The sequence below is a fragment of the Sphingomonas sp. EU05-FHT14C10 genome (assembly GCF_058790595.1).
This window is the reverse complement of record NZ_JBYTEN010000002.1, coordinates 150,950-174,706: the sequence shown is the minus strand read 5'-3', so window position 1 is coordinate 174,706 and position 23,757 is coordinate 150,950. Positions and strand designations below refer to the sequence as shown.

Here is a 23,757-nt window from a genome sequence, read left to right as displayed (position 1 = left end):
GATGGTTATCGGGGTGTTTACCTTTGGCGAGTCGAACTGGGTCCAGATCGCGACCTATCCGACGAGCCGATGCGACGCGGCGGCGGAATCAGCCTCTGGCCTCGCGGCAAGGCGGCGGCTAAAGCCCGGTGCATGAGCCTTCGCCTTCCCGATCTCAGCGGCCGCATATCCCGGCGCGGCCTGCTGGTCGGCGGTGGCGCGGGGCTGGGGCTGATCGTCGCGTGGACCGCCTGGCCGCGCCGCTATGATCCCAATCTGGTCGCGGCGCCTGGCGAGAGCGTGCTCAACGGCTGGGTCAAGATCGGCGAGGACGGGCACGTCACCATCGTCGTGCCGCAGGCTGAAACCGGGCAGGGCGTGATGACGACGCTGCCCCAGATCGTCGCCGACGAGCTGGGCGCGGACTGGCGGACGATCGCGGTGGAGCCTGCGCCGATCAATCCCATCTACGCCAACCGGCTATTCGCCCGCGAACTGGCGGGTGCGGTCGCGCCATCCGCGATCGACATGGCCGCCGATTTTGCAACGCGCGAGGCGATGATGGTGACGGCGGGATCGACGTCGCTGCGCGGGTTCGAGCCCGTGTTGCGCGAGGCGGGCGCCATTGCGCGCGCTTTGTTGTCGATGGCGGCGGCGAAGCGCTGGGGGATCGACTGGCGGACCTGCGACACGCAAGGGGGCTTCGTCGTCGCCGAGGAGCGCAGGCTGCGCTTCGGCGAGATTGCTGCGGAGGCGGCGGGCTTCAAGCCGCCGGCAAAACCGCAATATCGCGAGGATGACGAGGAAGGACGGCTGAGCGGCCAATCCCCGCTGCGGCTCGACTTGCCCGGCAAGATCGACGGCAGCGCGATGTTCGCGTCGGACATTCGCCTGCCGGGCATGGTCTTCGCCGCGATCCGGCAGGGGCCGATCGGCGACAGCCGGCTGGTCGGGGCGAACAAGGATGCGGCGCGCGCCATATGGGGCGTGATGTCAGTCGTCGAGAATGAGCGTTGGCTGGCGGCGGTCGGCGTCAACTGGTGGGCCGCCAACCGGGCGCTCGACGCGATGGCACCGCGCTTCGAGACGAAGGGCGGGCTGGTCGACGATGCGCGGATCGATGCTGCGCTGCTGGCGGCGCTCGACGGCAAGGGCCACAGGCTGGCGAAGCGCGGTGACCTGTCTGCCGTGTTCAAGGGGCAGGCGATCCGCGTCGCCGACTATCAGGCGGCGCCCGGCTATCATGCTGCGCCCGAGCCGCTGACCGCGACCGCGCGCTGGGATCGCGACATATTGGAGCTTTGGCTGCCGACGCAGGCGCCGGGGCTGGCGCGACGCGCGGCGGCGGAGGCGATCAATGTGTCGGAATCGCAAGTGGTCGTGCACCCGACATTGGTGGCCGGCGGCTTCGGTCGCGTGATCGAGAATGACGCGGCGGCGCAGGCCGCGATCATCGCGCGATCGATCGACAAGCCCGTCCAGCTCGTCTGGTCGCGTGTCGAGGATCTGATCCACGATCGTTTCCGCGCCCCTGCGCGCGCGCATATGGCGGCGAAGCTGGGTCCCGCCGGGCGCGTCGAGGGATGGCAGGCCAAGATCGCTTCGCCGGCATGGGGCACGGCGCTGGCCGACAGGCTGGTCGGTGGCGGGCTGGCCGGACTGGGGCTGGACCTTGCCGAGCGGGGCGACGGGCTGGCGGCATCGGGGGCGATGCCGCTCTACGCGATCCCGGCGCTCGCCATCGATCATCATCCGGCCGACGTCGGCCTGCCGACGGGCTATTGGCGTTCGGCGGGGGATTTCACCTCGGCCTTCTTCACCGAGTGCTTCGTCGACGAGCTGGCGCAGGCGGCGGGGATGGATGGCTTTTCCTTCCGCATGGCGATGCTCTCGGGCCAGCCGCGCCTCGCGCGCTGCCTGACGACGGTGACCGCGCTCGGCGGCTGGCAGGGCGGCGCGGCAGGATCGGGGCAGGGTATCGCCTGCCACGGATCGCGCGGATCCTATGTCGCGGTGATGGCCGAGGCGCGGATCGAGGGCGACCGGATCGCGGTCGACCGGCTGTTCGCGGTCGCGGACGTCGGGCGGGCGGTGAACCAGGACATTGTGAAGCAGCAGATCGAGGGCGGGCTGATCTTCGGCCTCGCCGGGGCCGTCGGCGGAGGCGCGCGGATCGAGGGCGGCATGACGGTGGAGCGCCGGCTGGGCGAGCTTGGCCTGCCGCGCCTTGCCGACAGCCCCGAGATCAATGTCGAATTGCTGCGCAGCACGGCGGCGCCCGGCGGGGCAAGCGAAGTCGCGGTGCCGCCGGTCGCGCCCGCGATCGCCAACGCGCTGTTCGCCGCAACCGGGCGGCGTTTCCGCAGCCTGCCGCTGAAGGTCGGCTGAGGTGCAGCACCCCGCCGATCATCCGCCCGTCGCGCCGCGCAAGGTCGGCGTGCTGATCGTCAATCTCGGCACGCCCGATGCGCCCGATGCGCCTTCGGTGCAGCGCTACCTGAAGCAGTTCCTGTCCGACCGTCGCGTCGTCGAGCTGCCGGCCTTGCTGTGGCAGCCGATCCTGCACGGGATCATCCTGCGCACGCGCCCGGCCAAGTCGGCGCATGCCTATGGGCTGGTGTGGCGCGAGGATGGATCGCCGCTCGCCGCGATCACGCGGGCGCAGGCGCGCGCGCTCGAGGGCACATTCGGCGCCGACGTGATCGTCGACCATGCCATGCGCTACGGCAATCCGGCGATCGGCGACCGGGTAAGGGCACTGAAGGCGGCAGGGTGCGACCGCATCCTGCTGGCGCCGCTCTATCCGCAATATAGCGGGGCGACGACGGCGACCGCCAATGACGCGGCCTTTGCCGAACTGGCGACGATGCGCTGGCAGCCGGCGGTGCGCACGCTGCCGCCCTATCATGACGATCCCGGCTATATCGCCGCGCTCAAGACCAGCGTCGAGGCGGCGCTGGCGGCGATGGACGTGCCGCCGGAGATGATCCTTGCCAGCTTCCACGGCATGCCCGAACGCACGCTGAGGCTTGGCGATCCCTATCATTGCCAGTGCCAGAAGACTGCGCGCCTGCTCGGGGAAGCGCTTGGTCGTCCGGTCGAAATCAGTTTCCAGTCGCGTTTCGGGCGCGCCAAATGGCTGGAGCCCGCGACCGATACGACACTGGCGGCGTTGCCGGGGCGCGGCGTCAAGCATGTCGCGGTGATCGCGCCGGGTTTCTCCGCGGATTGCCTCGAGACGCTGGAGGAAATCGCGATCCGCGGGCGCGACACTTTTGTTGCGGCCGGGGGCGCAACATTTTCTTACATCCCCTGCCTCAACGACAGTGGCGAAGGCATGGAATTTCTGCGCGAACTGATCGGCCGCCAGCTTGAAGGCTGGGTCGCCCGGCCCTAGGCTCAATCAACCAAAGGGCAGGAGAGCATGATGTCTAAAGTGGCGATCGTGACGGGTGGTACGCGTGGCATCGGCGAGGCGATCAGCATCGCGCTCAACAATATGGGCTTCGTCGTTGCCGCCAACTATTGCGGGAATGACGAGAAGGCGAAGGCCTTCACCGATCGCACCGGCATCCGATCCTACAAATGGGACGTCGCCGAGCACGAGGCATGCGACGAGAGCGTGAAGCAGATCGAGAAGGATCTGGGCGAGGTCGCGGTGCTGGTGAACAATGCCGGCATCACGCGCGACGGCACCATGCTGAAGATGACGCACGCAATGTGGGACGATGTGATCCGCACCAATCTGGGCGGCTGCTTCAATATGGCTAAGGCGGTGTTCGCGGGCATGCGCGACCGCAAATGGGGGCGCATCGTCAACATCGGATCGATCAACGGGCAGGCGGGCCAATATGGTCAGGTCAACTATGCCGCCGCCAAATCGGGCATTCATGGCTTCACCAAGGCGCTGGCGCAGGAAGGCGCGAAATTCGGCGTGACGGTCAATGCGATCGCGCCGGGCTATATCGATACCGACATGGTCGCGGCGGTGCCGCCCGAAGTGCTGGAGAAGATCGTCGCCAAGGTGCCTGTCGGTCGCCTCGGCCATGCGCATGAGATTGCGCGCGGCGTCGCCTTCCTCTGCTCGGAGGATGGCGGGTTCATCACCGGATCAACGCTGTCGATCAACGGCGGGCAGCACATGTATTGAGCGGGCCGGTCAAGCGATCGATCACCATCGCGGGGCACCAGACGTCGATCAGCCTCGAGCCGGTTTTCTGGACCGCGCTCGAGGCCGAGGCGGTTCGGCAGGCCTTGCCGCTGTCGGCGCTGGTCGCCCGGATCGACGCCGACCGGATAGCGGGAATCGATCCCCCCAACCTTGCCAGCGCGATCCGCGTCTGGCTGTTCGAGATGCTGTCGCGGCCGCAATGAGGCGCCGGCTTGCGACAGGGCGACGCAGCTACGCGTCTCAGCCATTTTCAGCGCTGGCGGCTCCGGACAAGTCTCTATAGAGCAGGGGCATGGGGTCGAGAGGGTTGCGGCATAGTCTCTGCGGGCTCGCCGTGATCGGATGCCCGATCCCGGCGACGCTTGCGCGCGCGCAGACAACGCCCGTTGTCGAGGCGCCAGCGCCCGTTCCAGCGCCGACCCCGGCGCAGTCGGGCGCACCCTCGCTCGATCCCGAATCGCCACTGGCCCCGATGACCGACCTGGGCGTCGACTGGCCCGATCTCAACACGCCCGACCCCGTCGAACAGGCTGCGCCCGGGCCGACGCCTGCGGAGACGCCGCCATCCGAGCCTGCGCCCGCCGCGCCGCCCGTCGCCGCCGATACCACCCAGGCAGGAGCGGCGGAGCAGGATTCCGGCAATGCCAAACCCGCGATCGAGGCCGATGCGGCGGCCAATTATCATTATCGCACCGAGCTGGCCGGGCTGCCGCCCGAGCAGGTCGAGCGCATCCAAAGCCGCTTCAACGGACTGTCGGCGTTGAAGGCAGGCCAGAAGAAGGCTGCCAACGTCGCGCAGATCGACCGGCGCGCGCAGGAAGACGCCAAGCTGCTCGACAGCCTGCTGCGCGCCGAGGGCTATTATGATGCGCGCGTCTCGACCGAGGTCACGCTGGAGGCCAATCGCGAACTGAAGGTCGTACTCACCGCGCGGCCGGGGCAGCTTTATCATTTCACCAGCGTCGATGTGACCGGCCTCGAAAGCACCGGCGCCAAGCAGCAGCGGCTGATGGCGGCGCTGGGCCTGAAGAGCGGCGACGCGATCGACGCCACCGCCGTGCAGAGCGGGCAGGATGCGCTGAAGACGAGCCTGGGCGAGGAAGGCTATCCCTTCGCCAAGCTCGACGAGCCCCGGATCGTCGTCGATCATGACGCGCGCAGCGGCACTTATGCCCTGCATGTCGATACGGGCGGCGCGCGCAATTTCGGGCGAATCATCGTTCCCGACGGATCGATCTTCAATGCCGAGCATGTCCAAACGATCGCGCGCTTCAAACCGGGCGAGCCATACGAAGCGAGCCGGCTGACCGATCTGCGCCGTGCGCTGATCCAGACCGGGCTGGTCTCGACGGTGAAGATCGAGCCGGTGCCGGGCGCTACGCCCGATACAGTCGACATTTCGGTCAATCTCGATCGCGCGCCGCCGCGCACCGTCGCCGCCGAGTTGGGCTATGGCACGGGCGAAGGCGCGCGCTTCGCGGTGAGCTGGCAGCATCGCAACCTGCTGAAGCCCGAGGGAGCGGTGACTTTCAAGGGCGTGGCGGGCACGCAGGAACAGTCGCTGAGCGCCACGCTGCGGCAGAATAATTTCTACGAGCGCGATCATGTGCTGACCGCGCAAGTGATCGCCAGCCATGTCGACCGGTCGGCCTATGACGCCAAGACATTCTCGGTTGGCGCCGGGATCGAACGCCAGACGAACATCATCTTCCAGAAGAAATGGACCTGGTCGGTCGGCGGCAATCTCTCGTTGTCCGACGAACGCGACACGGTCGGACCGGAAGCGACGCCACGCCGACGCACATTCTTCATTGCCTCGGTTCCGGGCACGCTCGGCTATGACGGCACCGACGATCTGCTCGATCCCAAGAGCGGCTTCCGCCTGAGCGGGCAATTGTCGCCTGAACTGTCTTTCCAGTCGGGCACCTTCGGTTATGGCCGCGCGCAGATCGACGGCAGCGCCTATCAGCCCTTTGGCGATCGCTTGGTGATCGCGGGGCGCGTGCGGCTGGGCACGATCGTCGGTGCCTCGGCCGACCGCATCGCGCCGTCTCGGCGCTTCTATGCCGGTGGCGGCGGATCGGTGCGCGGCTATGGCTATCAGGATATCGGCCCGCGCGACGCCAATAACGATCCGATCGGCGGGCGCAGCCTGGCGGAGTTCTCGATCGAATCGCGCGTCCGCTTCGGTGCGTTCGGCGTCGTCCCCTTCCTCGATGCGGGCAACATCTATCGCAGCGCCTATCCCAAATTCTCGGGCATGCGTTACGGCACCGGGCTGGGCGTCCGTTATTATACCAGCTTCGGGCCGATCCGCCTTGATGTCGGCACGCCGATCAACCCGCAACCGGGCGATCCGCGCGTCACCGTCTATGTCTCGCTGGGGCAGGCCTTTTGAGCGCGGACGTGCCCGAAGAGCAGGCGGCCGTCGCTGCGCCGCGGCCGCGCCGCCGCTGGCTCAAATGGCTGGTGGTGTTCGCTGCCCTGCCGGTGCTGCTGATCGTCGGCGCGCTGTGGGGCATCGATACCGGCGCGGGGCATCGCTTCATCGCCGATCGTATCAGCCGGATCGAGACCGCCACCGGGCTGCGCTTCCATGTCGGGCGCATCGACGGATCGATCTACAACCGGGCGCGGCTGCGCGACGTGCGCGTCTATGACATAAAGGGGCTGTTGTTCGAGGCGCCTGAGGTCTCGCTCGACTGGCGGCCGCTCGCGTGGCTCGCCAACCGGCTCGACATCAACAGCGTCACCGCGCCGGCCGCGACGTTGCGCAAGAAGCCTGAGACGCGGCCCGGCAAGCCCGGCCCGATGCTGCCCGGCTTCGACATCCGGATCGGCGAGCTGCGTATCGACCGGCTGCGCATTGATGAGAAGATCGCCGGGACGGCGCGCATGGCGACGCTCAAGGGATCGGCCGACATTCACCGCGGGCGCGCGATGATCCGGCTGACGGCGGATGCCGGGACGACCGACCATGCGCTGATCGATCTCGACGCCGAGCCCGATGGCGATCGGTTCGACATGACCGCCGACGTCCGTTCGGCGGCCGGCGGCGTCATCGGGGCGCTGCTGGGCACGCAGCAGCCGCTGACCCTTGCGGTTGCGGGCGACGGCAAATGGCATGGCTGGAAGGGCGGGGGGCGGCTGATCGTCGGCGGGCGTCCCGTCGCCAATCTCGGCCTGTCGGCTAATGACGGGCTCTATGCGTTGCAGGGCAAGCTCTATCCCGCCGTGCTGATGCAGGGGATCGTCGGCCGGCTGACCGCAGGCGGTGTCGATGTGAAGGGGGCGGCGCGGCTTGCCGACCGCAGGCTCGATACCGACCTGAGGCTTGCGACGTCCGAGCTGGTGGTGGGCGCTAAGGGCGTCGCCGACCTTGCGCACAGCGCGTTCGACGACATGCGGATCAGCCTGGACCTGCTGAAGCCCAAGGCGCTGTTCCCCGACATGACCGGGCGCGACGTGCGGGGGCGGATCATCCTCGACGGGCCGTTCGCGACGGCGGGGTTCCAGTATCTGCTGGCCTCGCCGCACATCGCCTTCGACCAGACGGGCTTCGATCTGGTGCAGATTTCCGGGCGTGGCCGGCTGTCACCCTCGCCCGTCATCGTGCCCATCCAGATCAAGGCGGCGCGCGTGACCGGGGCCGGCGACATTGCCGGCGGCATCCTCGCCAACATGGTGATCGACGGGCAGTTGCGCGTGACCGGCAAGGCGATCATGGCCGATGCGCTGCGCTTCCACTCCAACAAGCTCAACAGCCTGATCAGCCTTTATGTCGATCTGGCGACGGGGCGTTACGACGTGGGGTTGCAGGCGCAGCTGATGCGCTATCTGATCCCCGGCCTCGGCATCGTCGACGTGAAGAGCAACCTGAAGATCGTCCCCGGCGCGAACGGCAAGGGTACGCGCATCGTCGGCGCGGGGCAGGCCTGGGTGCGGCGCTTCGACAACGAGTTCCTGAAGGGACTGGCCGGCGGGCTACCACGCCTCGAGACGCGGTTGGAGCGCACGCCCGACGGCATCATCCATTTCGCCGGGCTGAAGATCGTCGCGCCCGATATGACGCTGGCGGGCAATGGTTATCGCCGGCTCGACGGCAGCTTCCATTTCGAAGGGCAGGGCAAGCAGGCGCAGTATGGCGCGCTGAAGCTGACGCTCGACGGAGAGATCGACAAGCCTACGGTCGACCTGTTCCTGCCGCGCCCGCTCGACGCGCTAGGGCTGACCGACGTGCGTGCGCATCTCGATCCCAATGCCGTGGGCTTCGTCTATCGCGCCGACGGCGGATCGACGCTGGGGCCGTTCACCGCGACGGGCGCGATCCTGATGCCGCCGGGCCAGCCGACGCGGATCCGCGTCTCCCCGATCGAGGTTTCGGGGATGCGCGCCGAGGGTGATCTGGTCTCGATGCCCGGCGGGTTCGAGGGGAGCCTGGCGCTGAGCGGCGCGGGGATCACCGGATCGCTGAAATTCGATCCCGTCGGCGACATCCAGCGCATCGTGATGGATATTGACGGGCGGCGCGTGCGCCTTGCCGGGCCGCCGCCGATCGCGGCCGGGCGGCTTTCGGTCGACGCCACGCTGATGCTGGATCCGGCGGGGCTGGACGTGGAGGCCAAGGTGCGCGCGCTGGGGCTGCGGCGGGGGTCGCTTGCCCTGTCCTCGCTGACCGCAGACGTTTCGATGAAGGGAGGCAGCGGCACCGTCAATGCCGCGCTGACCGGCCAACGAGGACGCGCCTTCGACGTCAAACTGGCGGCGCAGGTGACCCCGGATCGGATCAGCCTGACGGGCGGCGGCACGGTCGACCAGAAGCCGATCAAACTCACTTCGCCGGCGGTGCTGACGCGCGAGGGCGAGGCATGGCGGCTGTCGCCGACCGCGCTTTCCTATGCGGGTGGCGCGGCGACGGTTTCGGGCCGCTATGGCGATGGCGAGAACAGCGCACAGGCGACGGTGCAGAAACTGCCGCTGGCGGTGCTCGATCTCGCTGCGCCCAATCTAGGGCTTGCCGGCCTGGCGAGCGGCAAATTCTCCTACAACGCACCGGTCGGCGGCACGCCTTCGGGGCAGGCCGACATCGTCATTCGCGGGCTGAGCCGATCGGGCCTGGTCCTCTCCTCGACGCCGATCGACGTCGGCGTCAAGGCGGCGCTCGCGGGCGACAGCGCGGCGGTGCGCGCGATCGCGGTGAGCGGCGGCAAGACGATCGGGCGGGCGCAGGCACGGATCGCTCCGCTTGGCGAAGGCGCCCTGTTTGACCGGCTGAGCCGCGCCCCGCTGTTCGCCCAGCTTCGCTATGACGGCCCGGCCGATACGCTTTGGCGGCTCGCCGGAACCGAACTGTTCGATCTTTCGGGCCCGCTTGCGATCGGTGCGGACGTGACGGGAACGCTGGCCGACCCCGAGATCAGGGGATCGCTGCGGAGCGACGGCACGCGGTTGCAGAGCGCGGTCAGCGGCACCGTGCTCACGGGCATGAAGGTGGGCGGGCGCTTCGACGGATCGCGCCTCGTCATCGACAGTTTCGCCGCGCGCGCCGGCGATGGCAGCCTCAGCGGGCGCGGGACATTCGAGTTCTCGTCGGACAAGGGCATTGGCATCGATCTCGCGCTCCAGGCCGATAATGCCGAACTCATCAATCGCGACGATATCGGCGCGACGGTCAGCGGCCCGATCACCGTCAAGTCCGAAGGCAATGGCGGCGTGATCGGTGGAGACGTCCAGCTGAACCGGAGCCGCTACAAGCTGGGCATGGCACAGGCCGCCGCCGCCGTGCCTTATCTGTCGGTCATCGAGATCAATCAGCGCGGCGACGATGAGGAGCAGGCACCGCCGGCGCCCTGGCGGCTCGCGCTGAAGGCCAATGCGCGCAACCGGATGATGGTAACGGGGCTTGGCCTCGACAGCGAATGGCGGGCGACGCTCAATCTCAGCGGCACGCTCGATGCGCCGGTGATCGTCGGGCAGGCGACCTTGCTGCGCGGCAATTATGATTTCGCGGGGCGTAGTTTCGAGCTCGATCGCGGCACGATCCGTTTCACCGGCAGTACGCCGATCGACCCGACGCTCGACATCCAGGCCTCGGCAACGATGGACAGCCTGAGCGCCACGATCCGCGTCAGCGGCACCGGCCTGCATCCCGAGATCAGCTTTACCAGCACGCCCGCCTTGCCCGAGGACGAGCTGCTGTCGCGCCTGCTGTTCGGCACGTCGATCACCAACCTGTCGGCGCCCGAGGCGCTGCAACTCGCCGCCGCCGTCGCGGGGCTGCAGAGCGGCGGTGGTCTCGACCCGATCAACAAGGTGCGCAGCGCGATCGGGCTGGACCGGCTACGCATCATCCAAGCCGATCCGACGCAGAATCAGGGCACCTCGGTCGCGGCGGGCAAATATGTTACGCGCAAAATCTATGTCGAGGTGATCACCGACGGGCAGGGCTATTCGGCGACGCGCGTCGAGTTCCAGTTCACCCGCTGGCTGTCGCTGCTCGCGACGATCTCGACCATGGGACGGTCGAGCGCCAACGTCCGCGTCTCGAAGGATTATTGAGCGAAGGCGATCGCCTCGCGCAGCGCGAGGGCGAGCATGTCGCCGCCGTCGGGCGCGAGGTGCAGATAGAGATCGGGCTCGATCGCCTCGACTTCCATGACGGCGAGCCGGCCCTCGGGCAGGCGGATCAGGTCCACACGGACGTAGAAAGGCGCTTCGGGCAGCGCCGCGACCGCAGCGCGCGCCACCGCCAGCGCTTCGGCGTCGGGTTGCCAGGCGTCGATCCGGCCGCCGAACTGCGGCTGGACGCGGAAGTCACCCGCCGCTGCACGCTTGACGCCGCCATGGCTCAGCTGCCCGCCGATCAGGAAGACGGCCAGTTCGCCTTCGCCGGCAACGGCGGAGAGAAAGGGCTGGATCATCGCGTCGCGCGTGCGGGGGGGCGGATCGCCGCGGTGCAGGCGGAACGTATCGTGGCTACCCGCCGAGACCTGCGGCTTCACCACGATCTCGCTGCCGTCGAAATCGGCGAAGGCGCTGGCCAGCGCGGTTTCGTCTGCGAGCGGTACGAAATGGGTGGGGACGATCGGGACGCCTGCCGCCGCGAGTTCGGACAGATAGGTCTTGCGCCCGTTCCAGCGAAGCAGCCGCGCCGAGTTCATCAGCCGCGCATCGGCAGGCCAGCGATCGAGCAGCGCATCCCAGCCCACGGGATCGAGATGATAGCCCCAGGCGAGCAGCGGCAATGTCGCGTCGGCGGTGCCAAGGCCGGCATCGGTCCAGTCGCGCGCCGACGCGCTTATCCCGTGGCGCGCGAAGAGGCGGGCGAGAACGTCGAACGCCTCGCCCGTCATCCCCGCATAGGCCGTGCCCGGCGGGGGCGTGATGATGTCGACGGTCGGGCCGCTCACTCGGGCGCGCCGAGGATCGCCTTCACTTCCATGAAGTCGGCGAGGCCGAACTTGCCGTTCTCTCGGCCATTGCCCGACTGCTTGTAGCCGCCGAACGGCGCGATGCCGTCGGGCGCCCAGCTGTTGATCGTTACCATGCCCGCGCGCAGGCGCGGCGCGACCTCGGCAGCCTTGTGCGGATCGCCCGAGACCGTCGCCGACAGGCCGTAGACGGTGGCGTTGGCCAGCTCGACCCCTTCCTCGTCATTATCGTAGGTGGTCAGCGTCGCGACCGGGCCGAAAATCTCCTCCTGCGCGATGCGCATGTCGGGCGTCACGTCGGTGAAGAGGGTGGGGCGGATATAATAGCCGCGGTTCATGCCTTCTGGACGGCCGGGGCCGCCGGTGACGAGCGTCGCGCCCTGCTCGATCGCGCTGTCGATCAGACCCTGGATCTTCTCATACTGCGCCTTGTTGACCACCGGGCCGATATGCCCGCCTTCCTGCGCGGGATCGCCGACCTTGGTCGCCTCGAGGATCGACTTGATCACCTGGGTCGCGCCTTCGGCCTGCGACTTGTGGACGAGGATGCGCGTGGGGGCGATGCAGCTCTGCCCCGAATTGGCGACGACGCCCATGACGGTCGGCGGCAGCACCGCGCCCAGATCCGCGCCTTCGAGAACAAGGTTGGGCGCCTTGCCGCCCAGTTCCTGATGCACGCGCTTGACGGTCGGGGCGGCAGCGGCGGCGACGGCGGTGCCGGCGCGCGTCGAGCCGGTGAAGCTCACCATATCGACATCGGGGTGCGAGGACAGCGTTGCGCCCACGGTCGGGCCATCGCCCTGGACGAGGTTGAACACGCCCGCGGGCACGCCCGCCTCATGCAGGATCTCGGTAAAGATCGCCGCGCAGGTGGGCGCTTCTTCCGAAGGCTTGAGGATCATCGTGTTGCCCGCCGCCAGCGCCGGGGCGACCTTGGCCGCGATCTGGTTGAGCGGCCAGTTCCACGGCGTGATCATCGCGACGACGCCGACCGGTTCGTGCACGACCTTCGCCTTGCCGACCTTCTCCTCGAACTGGAATTCCTTCAGCGCACGGAGCGTCGAGGCGAAATGGCCGAGGCCCGACGGCGCCTGCGCGCCGCCCGCGAAGCTGATCGGCGCGCCCATTTCGAGCGACATCGCCTTGGCGAGATCGGGGATGCGCGTCTTGTAGACCGCGATGATCTTCTCGAGCAGCGCCGCGCGCTCCTCGACGCTGGTCTGCGACCAGCTGGCGAAGGCGGACTTGGCGGCGGCGACGGCCTTGTCCGCATCGGCGCGGCTACCGAGAACGATCTCGGTGCAGGCTTCCTCGGTCGCGGGATTGATGACGTTGTGCGGCGTGCCCCCGTCGCTGTCGACCCAAGCGCCGGCGATGTAATGTTGCTTGTAGCTCTGCATGGGGTCCGCTCCTGCGTTTCGAATCTGTTTGCGCGCAGATTAGGTTTTATCGCGCAACTGGCAAGACGCCGAACGCGCATGAACGAGGATATGAGCCGCAAAATCGATGAATGCCGGATCATGCGCGCAGAGATGCTCGAGCCGTTCGAGCCATTCGCCGATCGGCGCGCTGGAGACCGAAGGCGGATTCCAGTTGGCGCGCGGCGCGAAGCGATCGTGGAAGAGATCGAGCCCGACCGTCTCGACGGGCATTAGGCTCGCCGTGAACAGGCCGCGCAGCTCGGCCGCATCGAACAGATGCGAATCGAGGTCGATGTGCCGTCCGTCGACAAGGTCGATCGCCAGCCGGTCATGGCCGTTATCCTGCGCGAAGCGGGCGGCGCGGGTAAGCTCGCTGATATAAATGGTCGGCGTGCTGCCGACGGCGCGCGCGGTGACGAACAGGTCGCCGGCGCAGACGCGCGACAGCTCGGCGGCGGCAACGGTGCAGCACGTCTGATCGAGATGATTGAACACGCCGTAGAGGCACAGGACGATATCGAACGATTCCTCGTCCTCCAGCTCGGTCGCGGTGCGGATGTCGGCGACGTCGAAGGCGAGGCCGATCGTCTCGTCGTTGATCGTGCGGGCATGATCGCGCGCGAGATCGATCAGATGTTCTGAAATGTCGAAGCCGCGCCCCTCGATCGCGGTGAAGCCGAGCTGGCGGGCACGCAGCGCCAGCCGGATCAGCCATGTGCCGGGGCCGCAGCCCGCGTCCAATATCCTGACCGCATGGCGGCCGGCGGTGCGCAGCTGGACGAGCGTCGCGTCCAGCCGCTGCCAGATTTCGCGATCGGCGAAAGCATAGGCGCCGTTGAAGTGAAAGGGCCGTTCGCGGTCGCCATCGGCATAGGCGCGATAGGTCTCCCCGGCCTCGTCATAGGCGCGCGCGGCCTCGGCCGGCGTATGGGGCAGGGGAATGGGGTGGATGAGCGCGGATTGGGCCATTTTATCCTCCAGTGGGATGTCGGGAAAAGCGGTGGGGCGGGCCGGATCGCGAAATCCGGCCGTGGGGTCGATTGTCAGCATGGGATGGTGTGTTCAGCTTCGGGCGGGGGCGCTGCGCCGGGCGAGCGGAGCATCGGCCATGATGACGCCGATGCGGAGCCAGTCGCTTTCCGCCCGCGCGAAATCGATCGCGCTTTTGCGGGTCGTGAAGAAGCCCTCCACCAGCCCGGCCTCATCCTGGACAAGCCAGTGGCCGTGCGCGTCCTGACCGACCCGGAGGGCTGGGCGGCTAGGCGATAATATCGGAAGATCATCGGGCATTGCGGTTTTGACCATTGCCGCGCCTCGGATGGGGCGGGGCTTCAACCGCGACGGAAATTGCGCCTCGCCGCATAGGGATGCGAGATGGGCGCGCGGCCATCGGCATAGGGTTCGCATAAAGACTGCGGGTTGGAGCGCCGCGCGCTCGGCCTTAAGGATCGCGCATGTCCGATTCACTTCCCGATACCGAGCATCAGGCGCTGGCGCGCGGCGGCCGGCTGCGGCCTTATATCCTGCTCGCGCGGCTCGACCGGCCGATCGGCTGGTGGCTGCTCTACTGGCCGTGCGCCTGGGGCATAGCGCTGGCGGGTGGTGTCTATCAGCGCTTCGACCTGCTGCTGTGGATGCTGCTCGGCTCAATCGCGATGCGGGGGGCAGGGTGCGTCTATAACGACATCGTCGACCGCGATCTCGACGCGCAGGTGGCGCGCACGCGCGGCCGGCCGCTGGCGAGCGGTGCGGTAAGCCTGAAGGCGGCCTGGGCGTGGCTGGGGCTGCTCTGCCTGATCGGGCTGGTCGTGCTGTTGCGCCTACCGGTGATTGCGGGGGGCATCGCTCTGGCCAGCCTCGCGCTCGTCGCCGGCTATCCTTTCATGAAGCGTATCACCTGGTGGCCGCAAGCGTGGCTGGGACTGGTCTTTTCATGGGGGGCGTTGGTCGGCTGGGCGGCGGTGGCGGGAAGCGTCACGTTGCCCGTGCTGCTGCTGTACGGCGGGTCGATCGCCTGGGTGATCGGCTATGACACAATCTATGCGCTGCAGGATCGCGAGGATGACGCGCTGATCGGCGTGCGATCCTCGGCGCTGCGCATGGGCAATCATGTCCGCGCGGGCGTCGGCGGCTTCTATGCGCTGGCGCTGCTGCTCTGGGCGTTCGCCATCTGGCAAGTCAGGCCCGATCCGCTCGCCGTGGTGGCGCTGGCGCCTGCCGCGATCCAGCTGGGCTGGCAGATCGCGACGCTGAAAGAAAACGATGGTGCGGATGCGCTCGCCAAGTTCCGCTCGAACCGCTTCGCCGGCTTCCTGATTTTCCTCGCCTGCGTTGTCGTGGGCACGGCGTGACGATTGCTCCCGCCGCCCAGTCTCATTAAGTCACGCTGATGCTGAGTTCAGACGATGCCCTCGCCCGCGTGAATGACCTGATTGCCGCCGCGCGTCGCGTGGGGGCCGATGCCGCCGATGCGGTCTATTCGGGCGATTCGTCGACGCAGGTGGCGGTGCGGCTCGGCGCGCTCGAGGATGTCCAGCGCTCGGAAGGCGAGGAGATCGGGCTGCGCGTCTTCGTCGGCAAGCGATCGGCGAGCGTGTCCTCGTCCGATCTGTCGGCAGCGAGCCTGTCGGCGCTGGCCGAGCGGGCGACGGCGATGGCGCGCGAGGCGCCCGAGGACGGCTATGCCGGGCTCGCTCCCGAAGACCGGCTGATGAAGGGCGGCGTTCCCGCGCTCGACCTCGACGATGGCGCCGATCCCGATCCGATGACGCTCAAGGCGCGCGCGCTGGCCGCCGAGGATGCGGCGCGCGCAGTGAAGGGCGTCAGCAACAGCGAGGGCGGCGGCGCCAGCGTCGGCCGTACCCTGTTCGCGCTCGCCACCAGCCACGGATTTTCAGGCGCCTATGCGATGAGCGGGCATGGCGCCTCGGCCAGCGTGATCGCCGGCGAGGGATCGGGGATGGAGCGTGACGGCGCCTATCATTCGGCCCGCCATCTCAGTGATCTCGAGGATGCCGAGACGATCGGCCGTCGTGCCGGCGAGCGCGCGGTGGCGCGGCTCGATCCGGTCAAGTTTGCGAGCGGCGCGATGCCCGTCATCTTCGATCCGCGCGTCGGCGGTAGCCTGGTCGGCCATCTGCTCGGCGCGATCAACGGCGCTGCGATCGCGCGGCGGACGAGCTTCCTGCTCGATCGGCTGGGCGATGAGGTCGCGGCTTCGGCCATCACGATCCTCGACGATCCCCACCGTATTCGCGGGTTGCGTTCGCGCCCCTTCGACGGCGAGGGCCTGCCGACGGCGGCGTCGCGGATTCTCGATGCGGGCGTGCTGACCGGCTGGCTGATGGACAGCGCTTCGGCGCGTCAGCTCGGCCTCGCCCCGACCGGCCATGCCGCGCGCGGCACCAGCGGCGCGCCGGGCGCGGGTGCAAGCAACGTGCACATGGCGCCGGGCGACGTTTCGCGCGAGGCGCTGATTGCGGGCGTGGGCGACGGCATTCTCGTCACCCACCTGATCGGGCAAGGCGTGAACGGCGTGACCGGCGATTATAGCCGGGGGGCGTCGGGTTTTCTGATCCGGGGCGGGGAAATCGGCCCTGCGGTCACCGAGCTCACGATCGCCGGCAATCTGAAGGACATGCTGCGCCACATCGTCCCCGCCAACGATCTCGCCTTCCGATATGCGGTGAACGTGCCAACGCTGCGGGTCGACGGCATGACGGTCGCCTGTGGCTGAGCGCTTCGTCGACCGCGTCGCCGAAGTGGCGGCCGAGGTCGGCGCGATGGCGCTCGCGCTCCAGAAGAAGGATTTCGCACGCTGGGAGAAAGTGCCCGGCCACCCCGTGTGCGACGTCGATCTCGAAGCCGACAGGATGCTGCGCGAGCGGCTGGCCGCGCTCGATCCCGAGGCGGGCTGGCTGTCCGAGGAGACGGCGGATAGCGCCGATCGGCTGCTCGGCCCGCGCGTCTGGGTGGTCGATCCGATCGACGGCACGCGCGACTATCTGCGCGGGCGGAGCGGCTGGGCAGTCTCGGTGGCTCTCGTCGAGGGCGGGCAGCCGGTGATCGGCCTGCTCGACGCGCCGGGGCGCGGCGAGCATTGGCGCGCCGAGGTGGGGAAGGGGGCGACGCTCAACGGGCTGCCGATCCATGCGGCGGTGCGCGACCGGCTTCCTGGCGCGCGCGTGCCCGCCGACGGATTGCCCAAGGTCGATGCCGATCTGGTCGCGGTCGACAAGCCCAACTCGATCGCGCTGCGCATCGCGCTCGTCGCAGCGGGTCGGGCCGATCTGGTCGCGACGCTGCGCTGGGGGCATGAATGGGACATCGCAGCCGCCGTCCTCATCGCGCGCGAGGCGGGGGCCGAAGCCAGCGACGCGATCGGACGCGCGCTGTCCTTCAATTCGACGCGCGCTGAGATTTTCGGCGTGCTGGTTAGCACGCCGGGCATTCACGCCGCCGCCATCGAGCGGCTGGCCGAACGCGCGGCGGTGGCGATCGTTCGATAGGGCGCGTGGAACAGCACGCCTGAACGAGGAGGAGCTTGGAAGGGCTTCCCAGAATAACTTGGCGCTGCCATCGCTTTGACATGACTGATTACTTCAATGCCTGGCGAGCGATTCCTCGCCAGCAGTTCGCGGCGCTCCTCGCTTTGGCTCTCGCTGTTGTACTCGCCAACATTCGCCAGCCTTATCCTGAAATCGCGCCTCTTCAACATGTGCCGACTGTGCTGCTGATCTTCGCAGCGCCTTTGCTTCTCATCCGCTGGCCATTGTCGAACAAAGCTGTGGGGGCGCTGCTCTTGTTCTGGCTGCTGCACACGCTCGGCGGCCGGTACACCTACTCCAACGTGCCTTATGATGATTGGGCGCAGTTGCTGACGGGCCAGACGATCACGGGTGCGTTCGGATTGTCGCGCAACGGATATGATCGCCTCGTCCATCTCGCTTTCGGGTTCCTGTGGGTGCTGCCCTTTGCCAAGTTGATGCGGCAATGCACGGGGATGGGATGGCGCGCGAGCCTCTGGACTGCATTCCTGTTCATTGGCGCGGTGAGCGCCGTTTACGAGATATTCGAGTGGCTCCTGACGATCCTCATCGCGCCTGGGATGGCGGATAAATATAATGGTCAGCAGGGTGATGTCTGGGATGCGCAAAAGGACATGGCGGCGGCGATTGCCGGCGCAGCTATCGCCGTATTGTGGCTCACGCGCATGGGGGATCGGTCAGCACGATAGCTGCCCTATATAGCCGCCTCGCAAATCGTCGAGCGCGTGCCGGCCTACTTTCCCTTCTTGCCCACAACGCAGGTCTGGCTCGCCGCAGAGGCAATCGTCTCGCCGGGCTTGAGCGGGGCGATCATGCCCTGCGTCATGCCCTTGGTCCACCATTGCCAGCCGCCGCCGATATAGCGGACGCCATCGGCCGAGGGGGCGACGGTCATCCGCGCGCTGCGGTCCATATAAGTGACGAAGGCTTCGTTGGTGTTGATGTAGGAGGCTTCGACCTTGGTCCCGTCTGGGCAGTGATAGATGGTCGGCTTGCCGGCGAGCGACTGCCATTGGGCGTGCCCCGGCGCGGCAAGCGCGAGCAGGGCGAGCGGAGCAAGGCGGACGAGATTGGTCATTATACGTCTCCCACGGGCGGCAGGCCCAGTCGCGGTATTTCCATCATCGGGCAGCGGTCCATCACGACTTTCAGTCCCGCCGCTTCGGCGCGCGCCGCCGCTTCCGCGTTGACGACGCCGAGTTGCATCCACACCGCCTTCGCGCCGGCAGCGATCGCCTGATCGACGGCTTCGCCGGCGGCCGCGCTGTTGCGGAAAATCTCGACCATGTCGATCGGATCGCCGATCTTCGAGAGATCGCGCCAGACGAATTCGCCATGCACATGTTCGCCCGTGATCTGCGGATTGACCGGGATCACGCGGTAGCCGTGATCTTGCATGAACTTCATCACTTCGTAGCTCGGGCGGTCGGGCCGGTCCGATGCGCCGATCAGCGCGATCGTCCGCGTCTCGCTCAGCAGCCTTGCTATATCCTCGTCGCTGGTCAGGGGCATGGTGCGATTCTCCTGCTGGGGCGGCAGCCTAGCTCAAGCGCTGCGTTTCAACCACTCGTCGACGCGCGCGGCGATCGCGTGGAAGGCCTCGCCCGGGCCGTCGCCTGTGGCGGCGGGCGGCGCGCCGGCATCGGAGGCGAGGCGGATCGCGATGTCGAGCGGAACGCGCCCCAGGAAGGGGATGCCAAGCCGCGCCGCCGCTTCCTCCGCGCCGCCATGGCCAAACGGGTCGCTGGCCTTGCCGCAGTGCGGGCACAGATAGCCCGCCATATTCTCGACGAGGCCGATGATCGGAACGCCGGCCTGATTGAACAGGTCGATCGCGCGCGTCGCGTCGATCAGCGCGAGATCCTGCGGGGTCGAGACGATGAGCGCGCCGGCGGGCCGATATTTCTGGATCATCGAGAGCTGGACGTCGCCGGTGCCCGGCGGCAGATCCGCGACCAGCAATTCCCTGTCACCCCAATCGGCGTCGAGCAGCTGGCCGAGCGCGCCCGCAGCCATCGGTCCGCGCCAGGCGATCGCTTGACCGGGCTTCACCAGTTGCCCCATCGACAGCATCGGGACGCCCGAGGGGGTGTCGACCGGAATGAGGCGCTTGTCCTCCGCTTGCGCGCGACTGCCCTCGACGCCCATCAGCCGGGGCTGCGACGGGCCATAGATATCTGCATCGAGCAGGCCGACGCCATGGCCGGCACGGGCGAGCGCGATCGCCAGATTCGCAGCGAAGGTCGATTTGCCGACGCCGCCCTTGCCGCTGCCGATCGCGATCAGCCGGCGGCCGATCTTTTCGGCGGTGAGCGCGATGCGCACTTCGCCGATGCCGGGCAGTTCTTCTACCGCCTTGCGCACTTCGGCTTCGAGCGCGGCGCCTTTAGCCGGCGCCAGTCCGGTGGTGTCGAGGATGACGGTGACGCGCCCGTCGGCGAGGCGCGCGGGGGCTGCGCGCTCGCCCGCGACAGCCGCGATCGCGGCCCTGATCTGGTCTTCGCTGGTCATGGCCGGGGCAGATAGGCCGATCGTTCGACGGATGACACTGTTTTTCGTAAGACTCGCTCCCTATAAGAAGCGCCATGAGGAAAATTCTGGAGCGGATCGCCCCGGCTGGCGCGATGCTGAACGATGCAGGCAATGACGGCGGACCCTGGGGTGGCCGTGGGGGCGAAGGCGGCAATGGCGGAGGCGGCGGATCGGGCGGTGGCCCGCGCAATCCGTGGAATCAGCCGCCGTCGGGCGGCAGGCCGCGTGGCAATCGCCCCGGCAACGGACCTGCCGCGATCGACGAATTTCTGCGTCGCGGCCGTGCGCGCCTTGGCGGCGGGGGCGGGATGCCCGATTTCGGCGGCAAGCCGATCTGGCTCTACGCCATCGTCCTGCTGGTGCTGCTCTGGCTGGCGCTGACCTGCTTTCACCGCATCGGCCCGCAGGAGCGCGGCGTGATCCTGCGCCTCGGCAGCTATGCCGGCACGATGGGGCCGGGCATCGGGCTCAGCCTGCCTGCCCCCTTCGATCAGGTGATCGTGCGCAACGTCGATGAGATTCGCACGATCGATATCGGATCGCCGTCGCCGGATTCGCAGAATCTGATGCTGACGGGCGACCAGAATATCGTCGATCTGGCCTATTCGGTGCGCTGGAGTATTTCCGATCCCGCGCTTTACCTGTTCCAGCTCGCCGATCCCGACGAGACGATCAAGGAAGTCGCCGAAAGCGCGATGCGCCAGGCGATCGCCGGCGTGACGCTGAACGACGCGATCGGATCGGGGCGCGGCGCGATCGAGGCCGATGTGCAGCAGAAGATGCAGGCGCTGCTCAACGATTATCGTGCGGGCGTCCGCATTCAGGGTGTCGCGATCAAGCAGGCCGATCCGCCCGAGGCGGTGATGGAATCCTTCAAGAAGGTGACCGCGGCCCAGCAGAATGCGATCAGCTATCTCAACAACGCCAACGCCTATGCCCAGCAGATGACGGCGAAGGCGCAGGGCGAGGCCGCGTCGTTCGACAAGGTCTATGAACAATATAAGCTTGCGCCCGGCGTGACCCGCCGCCGCATGTATTATGAAACGATGGAAGACGTGCTTTCAAAGGTGGACAAGACGATCGTCGAGACGCCGGGCGTGACGCCCTATCTGCCGCTGCCCGAGCTGAAGAAGCGGGCTGAAGCCGCTCCGGAAGAGGGGACGCGCTGATGAACGGCCTGTCCATCCGTACCCCGGTGATCGTCGCGATCGCCGCGTTCGTCCTCCTCGTCTTCGCCGCCGCGACCTTCGTGGTCGTACCCGAGACGCGGCAGGGCGTGGTCGTCCGCTTCGGCGATCCGCTCTACATCATCAACCGCTACAAGCAGGGCGAGGATTTTGGCCGGTCGGGCGCGGGCGTGATCGCGCGCATCCCGTTCGTCGACCAGATCGTCTGGGTCGACAAGCGCGTGCTCGACGTCGAGATGGACCGGCAGCAAGTGCTGTCGACCGACCAGCTTCGCCTGAACGTCGACGCCTATGCGCGCTACCGCATCGTCGACCCGCTGCGCATGTATGTGACGGCGGGCACCGCCGAACGCGTGTCGGAGCAGCTTCGCCCGATCCTCGGCTCCGAACTGCGCAACGAACTGGGCAAGCGGCGCTTTGCCGCGCTGCTCAGCCCCGAGCGCGGCACGGTGATGGATAATATCCAGGCCGGGCTCAACCGCGTCGCGCGCCAATATGGCGCCGAGATCATCGACGTAAGGATCAAGCGCGCTGACCTGCCCGATGGTGCGCCGCTCGAATCTGCGTTCGCCCGCATGCGCAGCGCGCGCGAGCAGGAAGCGCTGACCATCGATGCGCAGGGCCGCAAGCAGGCCCAGCTCATCCGCGCGCAGGCCGATGCCGATGCCGCGAAGACCTATGCCGACGCCTTCAACAAGGATCCGGACTTCTATGATTTCTACCGGGCCATGCAGTCCTACCGCCACACCTTCGGGGTGGACGGCACGACCGCGAGCGGCGCCGCGCAGATCATCATGGGACCGAACAACGGTTATCTCCGCGAATTTGAGGGAAAACGCTGATTCGGCTATTATTCAATCGCCGTTCAGCGTCGGGGAATGAAAGTTGCGACCGCGCATATCGCGCGCCGAGCCTGCCCAGTCTTTTGAGAGGACATTGAAGACGTGCGTTACGCCTACGCTATAACGACTGCCCTCCTCGTTGGCGGTGCCGCCGCGACGATGACCGCCCAGCAGCCGGCGGGCGCCCAGGTGGCTCAGAACGAGCCCGGGACGATCGCGGCCAGCGCACCGCGCGCCGGCGCGCCGATGAGTTTCGCCGATCTGGCTGCTCGTCTGCAGCCGTCGGTGGTCAATATCTCCACGACGCAGCGGATCGAGGTTCAGTCCAACAACCCGTTTGCGGGCACGCCTTTCGGCAACCTGTTCGGCGATCAGGGCAATGGCGGCGGATCGGGCGGCCGGCCGGTGACGCGCGAGGCGACCTCGCTCGGCTCGGGCTTCATCGTCTCGCCCGACGGCTATATCGTCACCAACAACCACGTCATTTCGGGTGGGCGCAACGGCGCGGCGGTGGATTCGATCACCGTGACGCTGCCCGATCGCACCGAATATAAGGCGAAGCTGATCGGTCGTGACGTCGTCTCCGACCTCGCAGTGCTCAAGATCGACGCGACCAACCTGCCTTATGTGAAGTTCGGCGATTCGACGCGCGCACGCGTCGGCGACTGGATCCTCGCGATCGGCAATCCCTTCGGCCTCGGCGGCACGGTGACCTCGGGTATCGTCTCGGCCCTGCATCGCAACACCGGGCAGGGCGGCGCCTATGACCGCTACATCCAGACCGACGCGTCGATCAACATGGGCAATTCGGGCGGCCCGATGTTCGACCTGAACGGCAACGTCATCGGCATCAACACTGCCATCTTCTCGCCTTCGGGCGGCAATGTCGGTATCGGTTTCGCGATCCCCGCCGAACAGGCCAAGCCGGTCATCGACACGCTGATGAAGGGCCAGAACGTCAAGCGCGGCTATCTGGGCGTCCAGATCCAGCCGATCACCGACGACATCGCATCGTCGCTCGGCCTGCCCAAGAATCGCGGCGAGCTGATCGCCGGCGTCGAGCCCGGCCAGGGCGCTGCCAAGGGCGGGATCAAGCAGGGCGACGTGGTGATCAAGGTCAACGGCCAGCCGGTGACGCCGGACGAGACGCTGTCCTACCTCGTCAGCAATACGCCCGTTGGATCGCGCATCCCGATCGATCTGGTCCGCGACGGCAAGCCGATGACGGTCACCGTGCTGGTCGGCGAGCGTCCTCCCGAGGAGCAGCTTGCCGCGTCGCTCGGCAATGACGACAGCTTCGACAAGGACGATGACGACACGCAGAGCACACAGCAGGCGGCTCAGGATGCGCTGGGCATCGCCGTCCAGCCGCTGACCCCGGCCATCGCGCGTTCGCTCGGCGTGCCGGGCGACGTGAAGGGCGTGGTCATTTCCAGCGTCGATCCGTCGAGTGACGCCGCCGCCAAGGCGCTGCGCCGCGGCGACGTGATCCTGACGATCAATCAGAAGCCCGCCGCGACCGCCAAGGATCTTGCCGATGCGGTGAAGGAAGCCACGGCCGCGAAGCGCGGCAGCGTGCTCGTCCTCGTTCAGCGCGGATCGGGGCGTCCGGCCTATTTCGGGCTGAAGCTCAAGAACGGCTGATTGG

20 protein-coding genes are annotated in these 23,757 nt (G+C 67.5%); 13 read left to right on the top strand and 7 right to left on the bottom strand.

Features of this window, described 5'->3' with window-relative positions; translation table 11 throughout:
- Positions 1 to 132 precede the first annotated feature (132 nt).
- The 6 genes from AC3WT0_RS03520 to AC3WT0_RS03495 all read left to right on the top strand — a co-directional run bounded on the left by AC3WT0_RS03520 (position 133) and on the right by AC3WT0_RS03495 (position 10,708).
- A complete protein-coding gene (locus AC3WT0_RS03520) occupies positions 133 to 2,367 on the top strand; it encodes a xanthine dehydrogenase family protein molybdopterin-binding subunit (protein ID WP_492751504.1) in 2,235 nt (744 codons plus the stop codon).
- 1 nt (position 2,368) lies between these two features.
- On the top strand, positions 2,369 to 3,376 hold the full coding sequence (gene hemH / locus AC3WT0_RS03515) for a ferrochelatase (RefSeq protein WP_492751503.1): 1,008 nt from the start codon (positions 2,369 to 2,371) through the stop codon (positions 3,374 to 3,376).
- Between the two features lie 30 nt (positions 3,377 to 3,406).
- Positions 3,407 to 4,129: an acetoacetyl-CoA reductase gene (gene phbB / locus AC3WT0_RS03510; protein ID WP_492751501.1), complete on the top strand. Its 723-nt coding sequence runs from the start codon at positions 3,407 to 3,409 to the stop codon at positions 4,127 to 4,129.
- Positions 4,126 to 4,353 carry a ribbon-helix-helix domain-containing protein gene (locus tag AC3WT0_RS03505; protein WP_492751500.1) on the top strand — a complete coding sequence of 76 codons (228 nt, stop codon included), beginning with the start codon at positions 4,126 to 4,128 and terminating at the stop codon, positions 4,351 to 4,353. The genes phbB and AC3WT0_RS03505 overlap by 4 nt, the downstream gene beginning before the upstream one ends.
- Before the next feature lie 104 nt (positions 4,354 to 4,457).
- The gene (locus AC3WT0_RS03500; RefSeq protein WP_492751499.1) at positions 4,458 to 6,548 is read left to right on the top strand and encodes an autotransporter assembly complex protein TamA; all 2,091 of its coding nucleotides are present in this window, start codon (positions 4,458 to 4,460) and stop codon (positions 6,546 to 6,548) included.
- Positions 6,545 to 10,708: a translocation/assembly module TamB domain-containing protein gene (locus AC3WT0_RS03495; protein ID WP_492751496.1), complete on the top strand. Its 4,164-nt coding sequence runs from the start codon at positions 6,545 to 6,547 to the stop codon at positions 10,706 to 10,708. The genes AC3WT0_RS03500 and AC3WT0_RS03495 overlap by 4 nt, the downstream gene beginning before the upstream one ends.
- Here AC3WT0_RS03495 and AC3WT0_RS03490 read toward each other — a convergent pair.
- The 4 genes from AC3WT0_RS03490 to AC3WT0_RS03475 all read right to left on the bottom strand — a co-directional run bounded on the left by AC3WT0_RS03490 (position 10,702) and on the right by AC3WT0_RS03475 (position 14,306).
- A complete protein-coding gene (locus AC3WT0_RS03490; RefSeq protein ID WP_492751494.1) occupies positions 10,702 to 11,559 on the bottom strand; it encodes an ATP-grasp domain-containing protein in 858 nt (285 codons plus the stop codon). The genes AC3WT0_RS03495 and AC3WT0_RS03490 overlap by 7 nt on opposite strands.
- Positions 11,556 to 12,980, bottom strand: a complete 1,425-nt coding sequence (locus tag AC3WT0_RS03485) for an aldehyde dehydrogenase family protein (RefSeq protein ID WP_492751493.1) — start codon at positions 12,978 to 12,980, stop codon at positions 11,556 to 11,558. The genes AC3WT0_RS03490 and AC3WT0_RS03485 overlap by 4 nt, the downstream gene beginning before the upstream one ends.
- A gap of 39 nt (positions 12,981 to 13,019) precedes the next feature.
- On the bottom strand, positions 13,020 to 13,970 hold the full coding sequence (locus AC3WT0_RS03480) for a class I SAM-dependent methyltransferase (RefSeq protein ID WP_492751491.1): 951 nt from the start codon (positions 13,968 to 13,970) through the stop codon (positions 13,020 to 13,022).
- Positions 13,971 to 14,063: 93 nt separating this feature from the next.
- Positions 14,064 to 14,306 (bottom strand): hypothetical protein, encoded by a 243-nt coding sequence (locus AC3WT0_RS03475; protein WP_492751489.1) that lies wholly within the window; start codon positions 14,304 to 14,306, stop codon positions 14,064 to 14,066.
- A gap of 149 nt (positions 14,307 to 14,455) precedes the next feature.
- Between AC3WT0_RS03475 and ubiA the strand changes: the two genes are divergently transcribed.
- The 4 genes from ubiA to AC3WT0_RS03455 all read left to right on the top strand — a co-directional run bounded on the left by ubiA (position 14,456) and on the right by AC3WT0_RS03455 (position 18,237).
- Positions 14,456 to 15,352 (top strand): 4-hydroxybenzoate octaprenyltransferase, encoded by an 897-nt coding sequence (ubiA, locus tag AC3WT0_RS03470; RefSeq protein WP_492751487.1) that lies wholly within the window; start codon positions 14,456 to 14,458, stop codon positions 15,350 to 15,352.
- Between the two features lie 38 nt (positions 15,353 to 15,390).
- Positions 15,391 to 16,737 carry a TldD/PmbA family protein gene (locus AC3WT0_RS03465; protein ID WP_492751486.1) on the top strand — a complete coding sequence of 449 codons (1,347 nt, stop codon included), beginning with the start codon at positions 15,391 to 15,393 and terminating at the stop codon, positions 16,735 to 16,737.
- On the top strand, positions 16,730 to 17,509 hold the full coding sequence (locus AC3WT0_RS03460; protein WP_492751484.1) for a 3'(2'),5'-bisphosphate nucleotidase CysQ: 780 nt from the start codon (positions 16,730 to 16,732) through the stop codon (positions 17,507 to 17,509). Before AC3WT0_RS03465 ends, AC3WT0_RS03460 begins: the two co-directional genes overlap by 8 nt.
- An 80-nt stretch (positions 17,510 to 17,589) precedes the next feature.
- Positions 17,590 to 18,237, top strand: a complete 648-nt coding sequence (locus tag AC3WT0_RS03455; RefSeq protein WP_492751483.1) for a DUF2238 domain-containing protein — start codon at positions 17,590 to 17,592, stop codon at positions 18,235 to 18,237.
- 44 nt (positions 18,238 to 18,281) lie between these two features.
- Here AC3WT0_RS03455 and AC3WT0_RS03450 read toward each other — a convergent pair whose 3' ends face one another.
- The 3 genes from AC3WT0_RS03450 to AC3WT0_RS03440 are packed head-to-tail and all read right to left on the bottom strand — an operon-like array spanning position 18,282 to position 20,059.
- On the bottom strand, positions 18,282 to 18,626 hold the full coding sequence (locus AC3WT0_RS03450; protein ID WP_492751481.1) for an MliC family protein: 345 nt from the start codon (positions 18,624 to 18,626) through the stop codon (positions 18,282 to 18,284).
- Positions 18,626 to 19,060: a CoA-binding protein gene (locus AC3WT0_RS03445; RefSeq protein ID WP_492751479.1), complete on the bottom strand. Its 435-nt coding sequence runs from the start codon at positions 19,058 to 19,060 to the stop codon at positions 18,626 to 18,628. The genes AC3WT0_RS03450 and AC3WT0_RS03445 overlap by 1 nt, the downstream gene beginning before the upstream one ends.
- A gap of 33 nt (positions 19,061 to 19,093) precedes the next feature.
- Entirely contained in the window at positions 19,094 to 20,059 is a 966-nt protein-coding gene (locus AC3WT0_RS03440) for an Mrp/NBP35 family ATP-binding protein (protein ID WP_492751478.1), read from the bottom strand.
- A 113-nt stretch (positions 20,060 to 20,172) separates the two neighbouring features.
- Between AC3WT0_RS03440 and hflK the strand changes: the two genes are divergently transcribed.
- The 3 genes from hflK to AC3WT0_RS03425 all read left to right on the top strand — a co-directional run bounded on the left by hflK (position 20,173) and on the right by AC3WT0_RS03425 (position 23,753).
- Complete coding sequence (gene hflK, locus AC3WT0_RS03435; RefSeq protein WP_492751852.1) at positions 20,173 to 21,249, top strand: FtsH protease activity modulator HflK; 1,077 nt, start codon at positions 20,173 to 20,175, stop codon at positions 21,247 to 21,249.
- On the top strand, positions 21,249 to 22,109 hold the full coding sequence (hflC, locus tag AC3WT0_RS03430; RefSeq protein ID WP_492751476.1) for a protease modulator HflC: 861 nt from the start codon (positions 21,249 to 21,251) through the stop codon (positions 22,107 to 22,109). Before hflK ends, hflC begins: the two co-directional genes overlap by 1 nt.
- Positions 22,110 to 22,211: 102 nt before the next feature.
- Entirely contained in the window at positions 22,212 to 23,753 is a 1,542-nt protein-coding gene (locus AC3WT0_RS03425) for a DegQ family serine endoprotease (protein WP_492751475.1), read from the top strand.
- Positions 23,754 to 23,757 lie beyond the last annotated feature (4 nt).